The sequence below is a fragment of the Pseudomonas chlororaphis subsp. chlororaphis genome, from assembly GCF_003945765.1.
In the GTDB taxonomy this organism is placed as follows: domain Bacteria; phylum Pseudomonadota; class Gammaproteobacteria; order Pseudomonadales; family Pseudomonadaceae; genus Aquipseudomonas; species Aquipseudomonas chlororaphis.
The window spans coordinates 4,840,255-4,855,236 of the sequence record NZ_CP027712.1; the positions used below are offsets into that span (position 1 = coordinate 4,840,255).

Genomic DNA, 14,982 nt, shown 5'->3' on the forward strand with positions numbered 1-14,982 from the left:
ATGCCAGTCATACAGTCCCAGCTCGATCCCCACGGCCCGCAGTTCCAGCAGAACCGCGAGGCGATGCTGGCCGGCATCGCGCAGATCCGCCAGCTGGAACAGAACCTGCTGGCCAAGGCCGCCGAGGCCAAGGCGAAATTCGAAAAGCGCGGGCAACTGCTGCCCCGCGAACGCCTCAATCTGCTGCTCGACCCCGGCGCACCCTTTCTCGAACTGGCGAGCCTGGCCGGCTACAAGCTGCACGACGACAAGGACGGCAGCCAGGCCGGTGGCGGATTGATCGCCGGCATCGGCTACGTCAGCGGCGTGCGGGTGCTGGTGGTGGCCAACAACAGTGCGATCAAGGGCGGCACCATCTCCCCCAGCGGCCTGAAAAAATCCCTGCGCCTGCAGCAGATCGCCATGGAAAACAAACTGCCGGTGGTGACCCTGGCCGAGAGCGGCGGCGCCAACCTCAATTACGCGGCGGAGATTTTCGTCGAAGGCGCGCGCAGCTTCGCCAACCAGGCACGCATGTCGGCCATGGGCCTGCCGCAGATCACCGTGGTCCACGGCTCGGCCACCGCCGGCGGGGCCTACCAGCCGGGGCTGTCGGATTACGTGGTGGTGGTGCGCGGCAAGGCCAAGCTGTTTCTCGCCGGCCCGCCATTGCTCAAGGCCGCCACCGGCGAGGTGGCCACCGATGAAGAACTGGGCGGCGCCGAAATGCATGCGCAGGTGGCCGGCACCGCGGAATACCTGGCGGAAAACGACGGCGACGGCGTGCGCATCGTGCGGGAAATCCTCGCAGCCCTGCCGTGGAATGCCCGGCTGCCGCTACAGCCGCCCCGGCCTTATGCGGAGCCGCTGTACCCGATCGACGAGCTGCTGGGGCTGATTCCCGACGACCCGAAGAAGCCGTACGACGCCCGGGAAATCATCGCGCGCATCGCCGACGGCTCGAACTTCCTCGAGTTCAAGGGCGAGTTCGACCAGCAGACCCTCTGCGGCCATTTACAGATCCAGGGGCGCCCTTGCGGTTTTATCGGCAATAACGGGCCGATCACCCCGAAAGGCGCGAGCAAGGCCGCGCAGTTCATTCAGTTGTGCGACCAGAGCGGCACCCCGCTGCTGTTTTTCCACAACACCACCGGTTTCATGGTCGGCACCGAGTCGGAGCAGCAGGGCGTGATCAAGCACGGTTCCAAGCTGATCCAGGCGGTGGCCAATGCCCGGGTGCCGAAGCTGACGATCGTGGTCGGCGGCTCCTACGGCGCCGGCAACTACGCCATGTGCGGCCGCGGCCTGGACCCGCGCTTCATCTTCGCCTGGCCCAACAGCCGCACCGCGGTGATGGGCGGTGCCCAGGCCGGCAAGGTGCTGCGCATCGTCACCGAGGCCAAGCATGCCAAGCAAGGCCAGGCGGCCGATCCGCAGATGCTGGATATGCTGGAACAGGTCACGGCGCAGAAACTCGACAGCCAATCCACGGCCTTGTATGGCAGTGCCAACCTGTGGGACGACGGGCTGATCGACCCACGGGATACCCGCACCCTGCTGGGTTATCTGCTGGATATCTGCCACGAGGCGCAGGTGCGTCAGCTACAACCCAACAGCTTCGGCGTCGCACGGTTCTGACCTGTAGCCGCTGCCGAAGGCTGCGATAAGGCCCGAAGGGCCTTCAAGGGCCTCAAGGGCACGTCCCCTGCGGGGCCGATCGCAGCCTGCGGCAGCGGCTACAGGGACAGCGAGCAGTTCCGCAACGACGGTGTTTTCGGCCTGCGGCAGCGGCTACAGGGGTAACAAGGTTCAGGGATTGCGTCACTCAACTTGAGGAGAACAATAAAAATGATCTTCACCCAGGAACATGAAGAACTGCGGCGCACGGTGCGCAATTTTGTCGAGCGCGAGATCAACCCGCATGTAGAGGAATGGGAAAAGGCCGGACGCTTTCCAATCCACGAGATATTCCGCAAGGCCGGCGAACTGGGCCTGCTGGGCATCTCCAAGCCGGAGAAGTTCGGCGGCATGGGCCTGGACTACAGCTATTCGATCGTCGCCGCCGAAGAATTCGGCACCATCCATTGCGGCGGCATCCCGATGTCCATCGGCGTGCAGACCGACATGTGCACCCCGGCGCTGGCGCGCTTCGGCTCCGACGAGTTGCGCGAGGAGTTCCTGCGCCCGGCCATCAGCGGGGAAATGGTCGGCTGCATCGGTGTCTCCGAAGTCGGTGCCGGCTCCGACGTGGCCGGGCTCAAGACCACCGCGCGCAAGGACGGCGACGACTATGTGATCAACGGCAGCAAGATGTGGATCACCAACTCCCCCAGCGCCGACTTCATCTGCCTGCTGGCCAACACCTCGGACGACAAGCCCCACGTCAACAAGTCGCTGATCATGGTGCCGATGAACAGCCCCGGCATCAGCCTCAGCCCGCACCTGGACAAGCTCGGCATGCGCAGTTCGGAAACCGCCCAGGTGTTTTTCGACAACGTGCGCGTGCCCCAGCGCTATCGCATCGGCCACGAAGGCGCGGGTTTCATGATGCAGATGCTGCAATTCCAGGAAGAGCGGCTGTTCGGCGCGGCCAACATGATCAAGGGCCTGGAGTACTGCGTCGACAGCACCATCGAGTACTGCAAGGAGCGCAAGACCTTCGGCAGCGCGCTGATCGACAACCAGGTGATCCACTTCCGCCTGGCCGAGCTGTCCACCGAAATCGAATGCCTGCGGGCCCTGGTGTACCAGGCCACCGAGCAATACGTGCGCGGCCAGGACGTCACCCGCCTGGCGTCCATGGCCAAGCTCAAGGCCGGGCGCCTGGGCCGCGAAGTCAGCGACAGCTGCCTGCAATACTGGGGCGGCATGGGCTTCATGTGGGACAACCCAGTGGCCCGCGCCTACCGCGACGTGCGCCTGGTTTCGATCGGCGGCGGCGCCGACGAAATCATGCTGGGCATCATCTGCAAACTCATGGGCATCCTGCCGGGGAAAAGAAAATGAGCCGCCTGCCCGCCTGCGAAACCCTGCTGCTGGCGCCCCGTGGCGGCGTCCTGTACATCACCCTCGATCGCCCGGACAGCCGTAACGCCATGAGCCTGCACATGGTCGCCGAACTGCGCGCGGTGCTGGCGGCGGTACGCGATGACCGCGGCATTCGCGCCCTGGTCCTGAGGGGCGCCGGCGGGCACTTCTGCGCCGGCGGCGACCTGAAAGACATGGCCAGTGCCCGGGCCCAGGGCGCCAGTGCCTATCAGGAACTGAACCGGGCGTTCGGCACACTGCTCGAGGAAGCCCAGCACACCCCACAGGTGCTGATCGTGCTGCTGCAGGGCGCGGTGTTGGGTGGCGGCTTCGGCCTGGCCTGTGTCAGCGATATCGCCATCGCCGATCATCAGGCGCAGTTCGGCATGCCGGAAACCAGCCTCGGCCTGCTGCCGGCGCAGATCGCGCCGTTTGTGGTCAAGCGCATCGGCCTGACCCAGGCCCGTCGGCTGGCCCTGACCGCCGCGCGCTTTGATGGCAACGAAGCCGAACGGCTGGGCCTGGTGCATTTTGTCGAAGACGGCCCAGAGGCCCTGGCCGAACGCCTCGATGAAGTGCTGGCCCATGTGCTGTGCTGCGCGCCCGAGGCCAACGCCGCGACCAAGGCCCTGTTGCTGGCCAGCACTGAAGAACCGCTGGCGCCGCTGCTCGATCGCGCAGCGGAACAGTTTGGCGCCGCCGTCACCGGTGCCGAAGGCATCGAAGGAACCATGGCCTTCGTGCAGAAACGCAAACCGGCGTGGGCCTCATGAGCCCCATCGCGACCAAACACCACCGATCTCAGGAAACCACCCCATGCCCGCCTTCAGCAAAATCCTGATCGCCAATCGCGGTGAAATCGCCTGCCGCATCCAGCGCACCGCCCAAGCCCTGGGTTATCGCACCGTGGCGGTGTTCAGCGACGCCGACGCCGATGCGCTGCATGTGCGGATGGCCGACGAGGCGGTGCGTATCGGCCCGGCGGCGGTCCAACAGTCCTACCTGAACAGCCAGGCGATCCTCGACGCGGCCCGGCGCACGGGCGCCGACGCGCTGCATCCCGGCTACGGCTTTCTGTCGGAGAACGCCGAATTCGCCAGCGCCTGCGAGGCAGCCGGCATCACCTTTATCGGCCCCAGCGCCGAGGCCATCGAACTGATGGGCAGCAAGCGCCTGTCCAAGCTGGCGATGCTCGCGGCGGGCGTCCCCTGCATCGCCGGTTATCAGGGCGCGGAACAGGACGATGCGACCCTGCAACGCGAAGCCGAACGCATCGGCTACCCGCTGATGATCAAGGCCAGCGCCGGTGGCGGTGGACGCGGCATGCGCCTGGTGCAGCGAGCCGATGAGCTGCTGGCCCAGGTGCGTACCGCGCGCTCCGAGGCGCTGCACGCCTTCGGCAGCGACGAGTTGATTCTGGAGCAGGCGCTGATCGAACCGCGGCATGTGGAAATCCAGGTGTTCGGCGACCGCCACGACCAATTGATCTACCTCGGCGAGCGCGATTGCTCGATCCAGCGCCGTCATCAGAAAGTCGTCGAGGAAGCGCCCTGCCCGGTGATGACCGCCGAGCTGCGCCAGGCCATGGGCGAGGCCGCCCTCAAGGCCGGTCGGGCGGTGAATTATGTCGGCGCCGGCACCGTGGAGTTTCTCCTCGATGCACGGGGGCAATTCTACTTTCTGGAAATGAACACCCGCCTGCAGGTCGAACACCCGGTCACCGAGATGATCACCGGCCTGGACCTGGTGGCCCTGCAACTCCAAGTGGCGGCCGGTCAACCGCTACCGCTGCGCCAGGAACAGGTCGAACTCAAGGGCCATGCCATCGAAGTGCGGCTGTATGCCGAGGACCCGGCGCAGGATTTCCTGCCGCAAACCGGCCAGGTACGGCGCTGGGAACCAGCACTGGGTGCCGATGTGCGCATCGATCACGGCCTGCTGGAAGGCCAGAGCGTCAGCCCATTCTATGACCCGATGCTGGGCAAACTCATCGCCCACGGCACCACCCGCGAAGAGGCGCGTCGCAAGCTGTTGCGCGCGGTCGAGGACACGGTGCTGACCGGCGTGGCGAGCAACCAGAAGCTGTTGGCGAACCTGCTTCGCCACCCTGGCTTTGCCAGCGGTGAATTCAGCACCGCGTTTATCGCCGAACATTTCGCCGACGATCCAAGCCTGCGCCCGCAACCGCCAAGCGGCGCCGAACTGGCCCTGGCCGCGGCACTGTTTTATCAGCACGCGGCCCAGCGTCACGGCGCGGTGCTGGCCGGCTGGCGCAACTACGCCAGTGTGCCGCTGCACTATCGCCTGGGCTCGGGTGAAGCCGTATGGAACCTTGAACTGAATAACCAGGCCGGAACGCTGCGGATTCAACACGCCGACCAAGGCTTCGAGGTACAGCTGCTGGAGACGGATGGCCGCTGGGCCTGCGCGACCATCGACGGTATCCGCCGCCGCTACGCCTACACCCTGGAAGCCGGGCAGCTCTGGCTGTTCACCCGTCCTGGCAGCCTGCACCTTCAAGACCTGAGCCACGCACCGGTCGCCAGCCAGGCCGGCGCCCACAGCGGCATGCTCAAGGCGCCCATGGACGGCGCCATAGTCGACGTACTGGTCAGCGAGGGCGCGACCGTCAGCAAGGGGCAACTGCTGCTGGTGCTGGAGGCGATGAAAATGGAGCATCCGCTGAAGGCCGGGATCGATGGCGTGATCAAGCGGCTGCAGGTCAACCTGGGCGATCAGGTGAAAAACCGCCAGATTCTGCTGGAGGTGGAATAAGCCGCTAGGCGCAGACGTCGGGTTTGGCTACGCTCAAGCCTCATCGGGATGTTGAAGCTGGAGCCTGTGATGCCCCACTGGTTGGTAATTGATCTGGAAGCCACCACGGACGAAGGAGGCTGGCCGCTGACCGACATGGAAATCATCGAGATCGGCGCCACCCTGGTGAACCGCGAAGGGCGTGAACTGGACCATTTCCAACGCTTCGTGCGCCCGCTGCGGCGGCCGATGCTGACACCGTTCTGCCGTGAACTGACCCACATCACCCAGGCCCAGATCGACGGCGCCCAGCCGTTGAGCGAAGTCTGGCCGCTGTTCGAACGCTGGCTGGGCCAGCATCACACGCGCCTGGAGGGCTGGGCCAGCTGGGGCGACTACGATCGCAAGCAACTGCTGCAGGAGTGGCAACGCTCGCAACTGCACAGCGCCCTCGCCCAACTGCCGCACATGAACCTCAAGCAACGCTTCGCCAAGGCCCGCCGCCTCGAACGACCGCTGGGCCTGAACGGTGCGCTGCAACTCGCTGGGCTGCAGTTCACCGGCCAGCAGCATCGCGCCCTGGAAGATGCCCGCAATACGGCGCGTTTATTGCCTCTGATTCTTCCCGGCTGATCCGTCCGCGCAACAGGTGACGCATCTGAAGGCCTTGTGCATACTGGCCGGCCTTTTTGACCCCTTTTTGAGGAATCGCCCATGTTTAAAGTCAACGAGTACTTCGACGGCACCGTCAAGTCGATTGCCTTCGGCACGGCCGAAGGTCCCGCCACCATCGGCGTCATGGCTCCGGGCGAATACGAGTTCGGCACGGCTCAACGGGAAATCATGCACGTGGTTTCCGGCGCCCTGACCGTCAAGCTGCCTGACAGCAACGACTGGGAAACCTTTGCCGCCGGCAGCCAGTTCAACGTACCGGCCAACAGCAAGTTCCAGCTGAAAGTGGCCGTCGACACCGCCTACCTGTGCGAATACCGCGGCTGATCCCACTCCCGGGGACTAATCGTCAGCGATAAAAAATGCCCGTATCTGGCGATACGGGCATTTTTCGTTTCAGCGCCACCGACTATTCCAGCACGGTGACCGGCATGCCGACTTCCAGGCGGCCAATGCCATCGTTCACCAGGTTCTGCCCGAACATCGCCCCGCCTTCTTGCGCCCGGTACTGCTGCAGCGTGGCCAGCGGTTCACGGTCGGCGCTGCGCTCGCCGGTCTGCGGATCGATGGTGGTGAGAATGCAACGCGCACAAGGCTTGACCACCCGAAACTCGATATCGCCGATGCGGATGCGTTTCCAGCCATCTTCGGCGAAGGCCGGGCAGCCCTCGATCACCAGGTTCGGGCGAAAGCGCAACATCTCCAGGGGACGGCCGACACGACTGGACAGGTCTTCCCGCGAGGACTCGCCAATCAGCAACAACGGAAAACCGTCGGCAAAGGCCACCTGATCGTCATCCTTGCCATAACCGGCCTGAGTGGTGCGAGCACGGTCCGGTGGGACCTGTACCAGGCGGGTCGGCTTGCCGATGAAATCGCTCAGCCAGGCATGGGCTTCGTCGCCGGCATCCGGTACGCGCAGGGTGTCGCGCCAGATGGTCACGCCACGTAACGGGGCATCCGCACCAGGCAGTGGCACATCGAGGGATGGATAACCGGGAGCACTGAGGGTCAGCCCTCCCTCGGCGTTCCAGAGCGCCGAAAGCTGGCTCATGTGCGGGACCGCACGTTGGGTCAGGAAGCGTCCGCTGGGTTCATCGACCAGCATCCAGCGTCGATCTCCCTCCAGCCCCAGCCTGTCCAGCGCGACCTGTTGCAGGGACTCACCCTTGCCGGATTTCAAGGGGTATCGATAAAGCGCGCTGAGACGCATGGCCAGCTCCCGGGAGGCAAAGAAAGCAACCTTATACGAGCCGGCCCGCGAATCAAAGAAGCACCTGCCGCGCAGGCGTCGCTCCGGCCACGGCTCCCGTCAGGCGGGAACTTCGTCCAGCATCAGGCGCTGGCGCACCACGTCGACCAGTTTGTCCGGCTGGAACTTGGACAGGAAGTTGTCGCAACCGACCTTCTTCACCATCGACTCGTTGAAGCTGCCGGACAGGGAGGTATGCAGCACCACATAAAGGCCGCGCAGACGAGGATCGTTGCGGATTTCGGTGGTCAGGCGATAGCCGTCCATTTCCGGCATTTCGGCGTCGGTGAACACCATCAGCAGCTTGTCGGTCATGTCGACCCCGGTATCGGCCCAGGCCTTGAGCATCTTCAGGGCCTTCAGGCCGTCGCTGGCAATGTGCATCTTCACCCCCAACTGGCCCAGGGTGTCGCGCAATTGCGACAGCGCCACGTTGGAGTCGTCCACCAACAGCACTTCACGGCCGCGGGCACGTTCGAGCACCGGATCGTCGAGCTTGTCGCGCGACACCTTGGCGTTGTACGGAACGATTTCGGCCAGGACCTTTTCCACGTCGATGATCTCGACCAGTTGATCGTCGACCTTGCTGATCGCCGTCAGGTAATGCTGGCGCCCGGCACTGGTCGGCGGTGGCAGGATGGCTTCCCAGTTCATGTTGACGATGCGGTCGACGCCCCCCACCAGGAAGGCCTGCACCGAGCGGTTGTACTCGGTGACGATGATGGTGCTGTTGGGACCTGGCACCAGTGGCCGCATGCCGATCGCCTGGGACAGGTCGATGACCGGCAGCGTCTGCCCCCGCAGGTTGACCACGCCACAGACGAACGGATGGCGCTGGGGCATCAGCGTCAGCTTCGGCAATTGCAGGACTTCCTGCACCTTGAACACGTTGATCGCGAACAACTGTCGCCCGGCCAGACGGAACATGAGGATTTCCAGGCGATTCTCACCCACCAGTTGTGTGCGTTGATCTACCGTGTCGAGAATGCCGGCCATGTAATGACTCCTGGGCTTGTTCTGATGAATTCACTAACGCTGGTTATCGGCGCAATTCGCCGAATCTTGACCCGCATACAAAATGCCATGCAAAGGCATTGATGTCACATTAACATCATGCTTTACTGGCTTCGCGATTTCACCCACTCAACTTCCCCGCCGCGACCTCTATTTCAGCGCTTGGTTCCCCTCTATAAGGGAATCCCCTATCGGCAATCAGGACCAACCTGATATTCGCAATATCCAATAGCCATTAATGTGACGCCATTCTCATTGCATGAATGGAGTCAGGCTTTTGTTTGTGATCGCAGGAAGATGGGCTGGTACCCCTTCGAGCCCCCCCGCCTCCGCTGTCCAAGCGCGGCCGACACACCGTGCTCGGCAGTCTGTCGCCTGCAGACTAAACACCAGCACAGCGTCTTCGTCCATTGAGAACCAATCAGATTCGTCCTATATCCCACGGCATAACCAACGTAATACCTTACAGCCGCTCACAAAACGGACCATTCCATCATCTGACGTGGCGTCGTGGAGACAAGCATGCTGATCGACGATAAAGAGTGGCACCAGTCACCCGACTTTCTGCTTGAGGCAGAAGCACTATTGGCCAAGTCTGTTGAATGCCTGAACCATCTCAACCTGATCAGGAACGATCAGGACGCCATCGATTGCATGTTGTCCACCCTGCTCAAACTGGCCGAGAAAACCGACGCGCTGGCGCTGCGCAGCACCGCCGAGTTCTCGCGCCAGGTTCATGCGTTGCTGGATCACTCCCATCCTCATCCGGACATGAACAAGCAGATCCTCGACACCCTCGAGGAATGCTTCAGCCTGATGGCCTGGCAGCTTGAACTCGTCGATCCGGTGACTGGGCAGTTGAACCTCGATGGCAACGAACAGGCCACCCTCATCGAATCCCTCGCCGTGCAAATCGACCCTCTGCCCGCCCCCCTGTCCTGCCACCAAAATTCGTTCAAAGTTTTTTCGATCGCCAAGAGAAACGCATAGACCCTGTCGTTAATACCTAACTTCAGTCGTTAGATATGTCGTGACATTGACCAGCATCATGTCGTTATCCAATATTTCATGCCTGTTAACGACAGAACCAACTAACACAACTAAATAAAACCAATCCCGAGACTTCAAGTGTTCTGAATCTCGCCTACCCGTTCGCCAAGGCCAGATACAGTCACTGTTTGAGCGGAGCCAGTTAAAACAAGCGAATCGGAACATACGTCCCAAAAGGCAATATTCCTGACCCGCTGGACATATATAGAGGCGCGACCAACGGTAGCTAAGCTGATACTATGCCAGCCACTAAACGATATCCTTAATGGCACTGTGATTTCAGATTGATCTTGTTACACACCTGATCAGTGCAAGGCTTGCTCCCAACGAATAGACCGCGTTAATTGAAGCCGCATACTCAAATAATACCGTTTTCCAAACCGGGGCCCGTCAGTCGACTTGACCGGTCTCCCCGCAGCGAACATTCATTGGCTCCATCCGCTATGTACGCCAGCCTCAAGTCAACTGCCACCAGGCTTCTCTCTCGAATAAACCTGCGCTGGCTCAACCTGTTGCTGTGCTCATGCTCGGCACTTGGAAGTCTGGCCGTCTATTGCCTGTCGACGACCTTTCCCCTCAGCCTGCTGATCCTGAATCTGGCGGCCCTGGCCAGTGTCTGGGCCTATTACGGCGATTCGCGCAAATCGATCAAGTTCCAGCCTCAGGAACTGGCGGATCGCTTGCTGGAAGTCCAGGAAAACGAGCGCCATCGCCTCAGTCGCGAATTACATGATGACATTGGTCAGCTGTTGACTGCCGCCAAGCTGCAAAGCGAATGGCTCAAGCGCCGCCTGCCCGAAGACCTGCAACAGCACTGCACGACGCTTCAAAGCACATTGGAAGAAACCCTGGCCAAGGTGCGCGATGTATCGGCCATTCTTAATCCCCGGCAATTGGCCAGCCTGGGCCTGGAAGCCAGCCTGCGGGCACACTTGCTGAAGACCCTGGAAAACACTTCCGTGCACTGGAGCCTGGAATGCAAGCAACGCCTGGCAGGCATCCCCGAGGAGATGGCGGTGGCCGCCTTTCGCATCACTCAGGAAGCCGTCACCAACATGCTGCGTCACGCCCAGGCGGATAACCTGCTGGTACGCCTGCAACGCCTGCCCGAGGGCCTTTCGCTGTTTATCAGCGATGATGGCTGTGGCTTTTCCCCAGCGGCCAATCCTGGCGCGCAAGGACAACGCGGCATGGCGGGCATGTCGGAAAGAATCGCGCAACTGGGTGGCACCCTGAAGGTTTCCAGCCAGCCCGACCAGGGCACACAAATCGAAGCACTCTTCCCCTGGGCGCCTCGCGCACTCGAACGGGCCAGTACGAATAAGGTTTTACATTGACCTGCAATTTACTTCTGGTGGATGACCACTCGCTCATCAGGGCTGGCGTGCGTGCCCTGGTCATGGACATTCCTGGCTATGCCGTGATCGGCGAAGCCAACGATGGCGCACAAGTACTGGAAATGGTCGAGAGGCTGTCGCCGGACATTATCCTGCTGGATATTTCCATGAAGGATATCGGCGGCCTCGAAGCCCTGAAGAGACTCAAGGTGGTGCATCCGCAGAGCAAAGTACTGATTCTCTCGATGCACACCGATCCGGCGCTGATCATGCAGGCCCTAGAATCCGGCGCTCATGGTTATCTGCTCAAGGACACCACCGCCAACGAGCTCGAGCACGCGCTCGACGCCTTGCGCAACAACGAGCGTTATCTCAGCCCGGCCATTGCCCACACGGTGATCAACCAGGCGCTGATCCGCGTGCAGAAGCCCCATCCGGAACCCGTTGAAACCCATAACCTGACCGCACGCCAGCTGGAGATCCTGCGCCTGATCGTTCGCGGCAAATCGACCCGCGAAATCGCTCATGGGCTTGGCCTGAGCATCAAGACCGTGGAAACCCACCGCTCACAGATCATGAAACGCCTGCAGATCTATGATGTGGCCGGCCTGGTCCTGTTTGCCGTCCGCGAACAGATCATCAGCCTCGACGATTAAGACGCCGAAGCCGCCAACAGCGGGGAGTCTTCCGGCAAATGCACCCGCAATGCCCCTGGGAGCGCTCGAAAACGCAGGTTTTCGCCTTGCAGGGGCTCACCGTCGAGATTGATATCCAGCCCCTCGGACACCTTGATTTCAACCCAGGGCAGGCGCGTGCGCACAAACAGGTTGTCGATCCCCCAGCCGCCGGCCAGCAGGTCCTTCAAGGTGCCCACCAACTCCTGGGGGGCCGGCAGGATACTGACATCCAGCAATCCGTCATCGGCCATCGCCTCTGGGCACAGCAGATGACCACCACCGGCCTGGCGCCCGTTGCCGATCCCCAGGGCCAGCAACTCGCCGCGCCAATGGAAGTCTGGCCCCTGCAGTTCACCGTATGCTGCATGCAGTTCGTTGAAACGAGACAAACCAGTGAACAGATAGGCCGCGCCCCCCAGAATCTTTTTCAGGTCCTCGGAGGTATTGGCCGTCACCTGGCTGCCGAACCCGCCCGTGGCCATGTTGAGAAATACCTGGCCACCGACCTCGCCGAGGTCGATCGCCCGTGCCGGAGCGTCGAGCAGGTTCAATGCCTCATGGGGCAGCAACGACACGCCAGCCGCCCGCGCGAAATCATTGGCCGTCCCCAGCGGCAGCAACACCAGGCTGGCATCGTTGGCCTGCGCCGCCATGGCCTCGGCGATATCACGCAAGGTGCCATCACCGCCTCCCGCGATCAGGCGGGTGTAACCGGCCACGAGGGCTTCATCCACCAGGCGCTGGGCGTCGCCCGCTTCCCAGGTCAGTCGGACCGCCAGCTCCCAACCCTCTTCACGCTTGCACTCGACAGCCTCGCGAACCTCTTCGTTGAGGGCCTGCTTGCCGTGCAGTATCAGCATCGCCTTGCGTTCGCTCATCGCTCATCACTCCTGTCATTCGAGGGCCATTGAAGGATGTTGACCCTCGGTCCATGAGAAAAAGTCCGACCGGGTTGTAATCAACTTGTCCCCATCAGACCGTCTGCTGGCTGACCGGTAACTTTTCTGACCGCAGATTGAGAATCACCTGAATTGACCCGAAACAGACAATCGGAGAATGTTCATGGCAGGCGAACGACGCCTCAAACAGGGAAGCGAAACACATGGATGACAAGAAATGCTTTGAACGCTCGAACTCCGCGCTCACTCGGCTGGAAGGGAGCATCCTGCTCAGTACAGGCAAACACCCGGAACTGAGTGTCCATCAAGTACATACCCGTGACCCCGAGCATAAGCCCGACAGCAAGCTTCATGCCTTGCTCAAGAAGCTCGCGTGGGTGTTGGCCTATGCCGGATTTATATCGGCACTGCTGTCCTGGGGACTTAACAGCCGTTTTGGCTTGCTGATCCTTTTACTCCTGCGTTGATAGGCAGGGCTCTGGAGGATGGACCCGGCGCTGCCGACCAGGTCCGCCTCCCCTGGAGTCAGCCCAGGACTTCACTCAATGGGATGAAGTTGACCCAATCGCCCTCAACCAGCGTTCGCTCTTCCAGTACCTCGACCAGCCCCTCGGCCCAGGCGGCACTGCGCAAGACCCCGGAACTCTGGTTCCGGTAGATGATTGCCCTGCCCTGCTCCAGACGCCCACGCAGATACTCTCGTCGACTCCCCGGTTTCGACCAGGCAAACCCGGCTGGAACCTGGAACTGCAAGGGCTGCAGCTCCTTCACTCCCTGGCGCCGCAAAATATAGGGGCGAGCCAGCAAGGCAAAGGTCACCAGTGTCGAGGCCGGGTTACCCGGCAGGCCGATCACCGGCACGCCGCGGAAATGCCCGAAGGTCAACGGCTTGCCCGGCTTGATCGCCAGCTTCCAGAGCGCAAGCTCGCCCTCTTCTCTTAAGGCGATGCCCAGGAAATCCGCCTCGCCCACCGATACACCACCGGTGGACAGGATCAGGTCCACATCCGCCAGTTCGGCAAGGCGCCGCCGGGTCGTGGGCAGATCGTCGGGCAGGATCCCGCCGTCGACCACTTCACAGCCCAACCGCTGCAACCAACTACACAGCAGGACACGGTTGCTGTTATAGATCTGCCCGGGACCCAGCACTTGCCCGGGTTCTACCAGCTCGTCGCCGGTGGAGAGCACGGCGACCCGCACTCGACGCACCACCTCCAGCTCCGCGCCCCCCAAGGAAGCAGCGAGCCCCAGCTCGATCGGCCCCAGCTGCGTTCCGGCCACCAATACACACTCGCCGACCGTGGTTTCCTGGCCTTGGGGACGAATGTTCTGCCCGGCGCTGAGCGGCTCGGTAAAGGACACCCGCCCATCGGCCTGAACCTCGGCGTTCTCCTGCATTTCCACGCAGTCGGCCCCCGCCGGGACCGGCGCCCCGGTGAAGATGCGTGCGCAGGTACCAGGCGCCAAAGGCTCGGGCGCCTGGCCGGCGAAAATGCGCTGGCTGACCACAAGGGCCTCACCGCTCCAATCCGCGGCACGCAAGGCATAACCGTCCATGGCGCTGTTGGGCCAGGGCGGAAGATCCAGGGTGGAAATCAAATCGTCGGCCAAGACCCGGCCTTGAGCTGCCGCCAGCGGCAGCCGCTCGCGCTCGAGAATGGGAGTAGCCTCGGCCATCTCCAGCAAACGGGCCAATGCGGCCTCGACCGGCATCAAGGCACCGGTCTTGCCCGGCTTACCCACGGGATTCACAAGGCGCCGCCTGTTTCAGGTGCGTGACGAAATTGCACGGCCGGTGCCGCGAGTCCAACTGCTCGGCCAGTATGCCGTCCCAACCGGTACGCACCGCGTTGGTCGAGCCCGGCAGGCAGCACACCAGCGTGCCGTTGGCCAGCCCGGCCAAGGCCCGGGACTGCACGGTGGAAGTGCCGATGTCGGCCACCGAGATCTGACGGAACAACTCGCCAAAACCGTCGACCTGTTTGTCGAGCAGGCAAGACACGGCTTCCGGGGTGCTGTCGCGGCCGGTAAAACCGGTGCCGCCAGTGATCAGCACCACCTGGACCAGGTCGTCGGCGATCCAGGTCGCCACTTGTGCGCGAATCTTGTAGAGATCGTCCTTGAGCAGGACGCGCGCGGCCAGGTTATGGCCTGCAGCGCTCAGACGATCGACGAAGACCTGGCCGGAGGTATCGGTCTCCAGGGTCCGGGTATCACTGACAGTCAGCACCGCGATATTCAAGGGTGCAAAAGGTACATCAGCCTTGGCTTTCATAGGCTCGATCCAGTTGTAGGAGAAACAGCCCGGTGTTATATCACAG

General features: G+C 62.3%; 15 protein-coding genes. 10 read left to right on the forward strand and 5 right to left on the reverse strand.

The genetic code is table 11. The features are described from left to right. From atuC to ppnP, 6 genes are all read left to right on the forward strand, one after another. Nucleotides 1–1,617, forward strand: a complete 1,617-nt coding sequence (gene atuC, locus C4K27_RS21660; protein WP_053262131.1) for a geranyl-CoA carboxylase subunit beta — start codon at nt 1–3, stop codon at nt 1,615–1,617. A gap of 210 nt (nt 1,618–1,827) precedes the next feature. Further along, a complete protein-coding gene (gene atuD / locus C4K27_RS21665) occupies nt 1,828–2,985 on the forward strand; it encodes a citronellyl-CoA dehydrogenase (RefSeq protein ID WP_007930006.1) in 1,158 nt (385 codons plus the stop codon). Further along, nucleotides 2,982–3,779, forward strand: a complete 798-nt coding sequence (locus C4K27_RS21670; RefSeq protein ID WP_053262132.1) for an enoyl-CoA hydratase/isomerase family protein — start codon at nt 2,982–2,984, stop codon at nt 3,777–3,779. Before atuD ends, C4K27_RS21670 begins: the two co-directional genes overlap by 4 nt. 43 nt (nt 3,780–3,822) lie before the next feature. Then, nucleotides 3,823–5,781: an acetyl/propionyl/methylcrotonyl-CoA carboxylase subunit alpha gene (locus tag C4K27_RS21675; RefSeq protein ID WP_053262133.1), complete on the forward strand. Its 1,959-nt coding sequence runs from the start codon at nt 3,823–3,825 to the stop codon at nt 5,779–5,781. A 69-nt stretch (nt 5,782–5,850) separates the two neighbouring features. Next, nucleotides 5,851–6,393 (forward strand): 3'-5' exonuclease, encoded by a 543-nt coding sequence (locus C4K27_RS21680; RefSeq protein WP_007930003.1) that lies wholly within the window; start codon nt 5,851–5,853, stop codon nt 6,391–6,393. An 81-nt stretch (nt 6,394–6,474) separates the two neighbouring features. Then, entirely contained in the window at nt 6,475–6,759 is a 285-nt protein-coding gene (ppnP, locus tag C4K27_RS21685) for a pyrimidine/purine nucleoside phosphorylase (protein ID WP_007930001.1), read from the forward strand. An 82-nt stretch (nt 6,760–6,841) separates the two neighbouring features. Here the strand turns inward: ppnP and C4K27_RS21690 are convergent, their stop codons facing one another. Then, on the reverse strand, nt 6,842–7,645 hold the full coding sequence (locus C4K27_RS21690; protein ID WP_053262134.1) for an MOSC domain-containing protein: 804 nt from the start codon (nt 7,643–7,645) through the stop codon (nt 6,842–6,844). A 99-nt stretch (nt 7,646–7,744) separates the two neighbouring features. After that, the gene (locus C4K27_RS21695; protein WP_009044919.1) at nt 7,745–8,680 is read right to left on the reverse strand and encodes a chemotaxis protein CheV; all 936 of its coding nucleotides are present in this window, start codon (nt 8,678–8,680) and stop codon (nt 7,745–7,747) included. A 540-nt stretch (nt 8,681–9,220) separates the two neighbouring features. Between C4K27_RS21695 and C4K27_RS21700 the strand changes: the two genes are divergently transcribed. From C4K27_RS21700 to C4K27_RS21710, 3 genes are all read left to right on the forward strand, one after another. After that, nucleotides 9,221–9,688 carry a hypothetical protein gene (locus C4K27_RS21700; protein WP_053262135.1) on the forward strand — a complete coding sequence of 156 codons (468 nt, stop codon included), beginning with the start codon at nt 9,221–9,223 and terminating at the stop codon, nt 9,686–9,688. Nucleotides 9,689–10,191: 503 nt separating this feature from the next. After that, nucleotides 10,192–11,085, forward strand: a complete 894-nt coding sequence (locus tag C4K27_RS21705) for a sensor histidine kinase (RefSeq protein ID WP_053262136.1) — start codon at nt 10,192–10,194, stop codon at nt 11,083–11,085. Next, nucleotides 11,082–11,741, forward strand: a complete 660-nt coding sequence (locus C4K27_RS21710; RefSeq protein ID WP_009044922.1) for a response regulator — start codon at nt 11,082–11,084, stop codon at nt 11,739–11,741. Before C4K27_RS21705 ends, C4K27_RS21710 begins: the two co-directional genes overlap by 4 nt. Here the strand turns inward: C4K27_RS21710 and yegS are convergent. Continuing rightward, nucleotides 11,738–12,640, reverse strand: coding sequence for a lipid kinase YegS (gene yegS, locus C4K27_RS21715; protein WP_053262137.1), 903 nt, complete (start codon nt 12,638–12,640; stop codon nt 11,738–11,740). The genes C4K27_RS21710 and yegS overlap by 4 nt on opposite strands. A gap of 224 nt (nt 12,641–12,864) precedes the next feature. Between yegS and C4K27_RS21720 the strand changes: the two genes are divergently transcribed. Further along, nucleotides 12,865–13,128 carry a hypothetical protein gene (locus tag C4K27_RS21720; protein ID WP_009044924.1) on the forward strand — a complete coding sequence of 88 codons (264 nt, stop codon included), beginning with the start codon at nt 12,865–12,867 and terminating at the stop codon, nt 13,126–13,128. A 58-nt stretch (nt 13,129–13,186) separates the two neighbouring features. Here the strand turns inward: C4K27_RS21720 and C4K27_RS21725 are convergent, their stop codons facing one another. Further along, on the reverse strand, nt 13,187–14,374 hold the full coding sequence (locus C4K27_RS21725; RefSeq protein ID WP_162235139.1) for a molybdopterin molybdotransferase MoeA: 1,188 nt from the start codon (nt 14,372–14,374) through the stop codon (nt 13,187–13,189). Nucleotides 14,375–14,396: 22 nt separating this feature from the next. Next, nucleotides 14,397–14,936: a molybdenum cofactor biosynthesis protein B gene (gene moaB, locus C4K27_RS21730; RefSeq protein WP_007923271.1), complete on the reverse strand. Its 540-nt coding sequence runs from the start codon at nt 14,934–14,936 to the stop codon at nt 14,397–14,399. Between the last annotated feature and the right edge of the window lie 46 nt (nt 14,937–14,982).

What these genes read in the sequence shown, in the direction of transcription:
- moaB (WP_007923271.1), bottom strand. Translation starts at nt 14,936, where the DNA reads ATGAAAGCCAAGGCTGATGTACCTTTTGCACCCTTGAATATCGCGGTG.
- C4K27_RS21690 (WP_053262134.1), bottom strand. Translation starts at nt 7,645, where the DNA reads ATGCGTCTCAGCGCGCTTTATCGATACCCCTTGAAATCCGGCAAGGGT.
- C4K27_RS21725 (WP_162235139.1), bottom strand. Translation starts at nt 14,374, where the DNA reads ATGCCGGTCGAGGCCGCATTGGCCCGTTTGCTGGAGATGGCCGAGGCT.
- C4K27_RS21720 (WP_009044924.1), top strand. Translation starts at nt 12,865, where the DNA reads ATGGATGACAAGAAATGCTTTGAACGCTCGAACTCCGCGCTCACTCGG.
- atuD (WP_007930006.1), top strand. Translation starts at nt 1,828, where the DNA reads ATGATCTTCACCCAGGAACATGAAGAACTGCGGCGCACGGTGCGCAAT.
- C4K27_RS21670 (WP_053262132.1), top strand. Translation starts at nt 2,982, where the DNA reads ATGAGCCGCCTGCCCGCCTGCGAAACCCTGCTGCTGGCGCCCCGTGGC.
- C4K27_RS21675 (WP_053262133.1), top strand. Translation starts at nt 3,823, where the DNA reads ATGCCCGCCTTCAGCAAAATCCTGATCGCCAATCGCGGTGAAATCGCC.
- yegS (WP_053262137.1), bottom strand. Translation starts at nt 12,640, where the DNA reads ATGAGCGAACGCAAGGCGATGCTGATACTGCACGGCAAGCAGGCCCTC.
- ppnP (WP_007930001.1), top strand. Translation starts at nt 6,475, where the DNA reads ATGTTTAAAGTCAACGAGTACTTCGACGGCACCGTCAAGTCGATTGCC.
- atuC (WP_053262131.1), top strand. Translation starts at nt 1, where the DNA reads ATGCCAGTCATACAGTCCCAGCTCGATCCCCACGGCCCGCAGTTCCAG.
- C4K27_RS21680 (WP_007930003.1), top strand. Translation starts at nt 5,851, where the DNA reads ATGCCCCACTGGTTGGTAATTGATCTGGAAGCCACCACGGACGAAGGA.
- C4K27_RS21700 (WP_053262135.1), top strand. Translation starts at nt 9,221, where the DNA reads ATGCTGATCGACGATAAAGAGTGGCACCAGTCACCCGACTTTCTGCTT.
- C4K27_RS21695 (WP_009044919.1), bottom strand. Translation starts at nt 8,680, where the DNA reads ATGGCCGGCATTCTCGACACGGTAGATCAACGCACACAACTGGTGGGT.
- C4K27_RS21705 (WP_053262136.1), top strand. Translation starts at nt 10,192, where the DNA reads ATGTACGCCAGCCTCAAGTCAACTGCCACCAGGCTTCTCTCTCGAATA.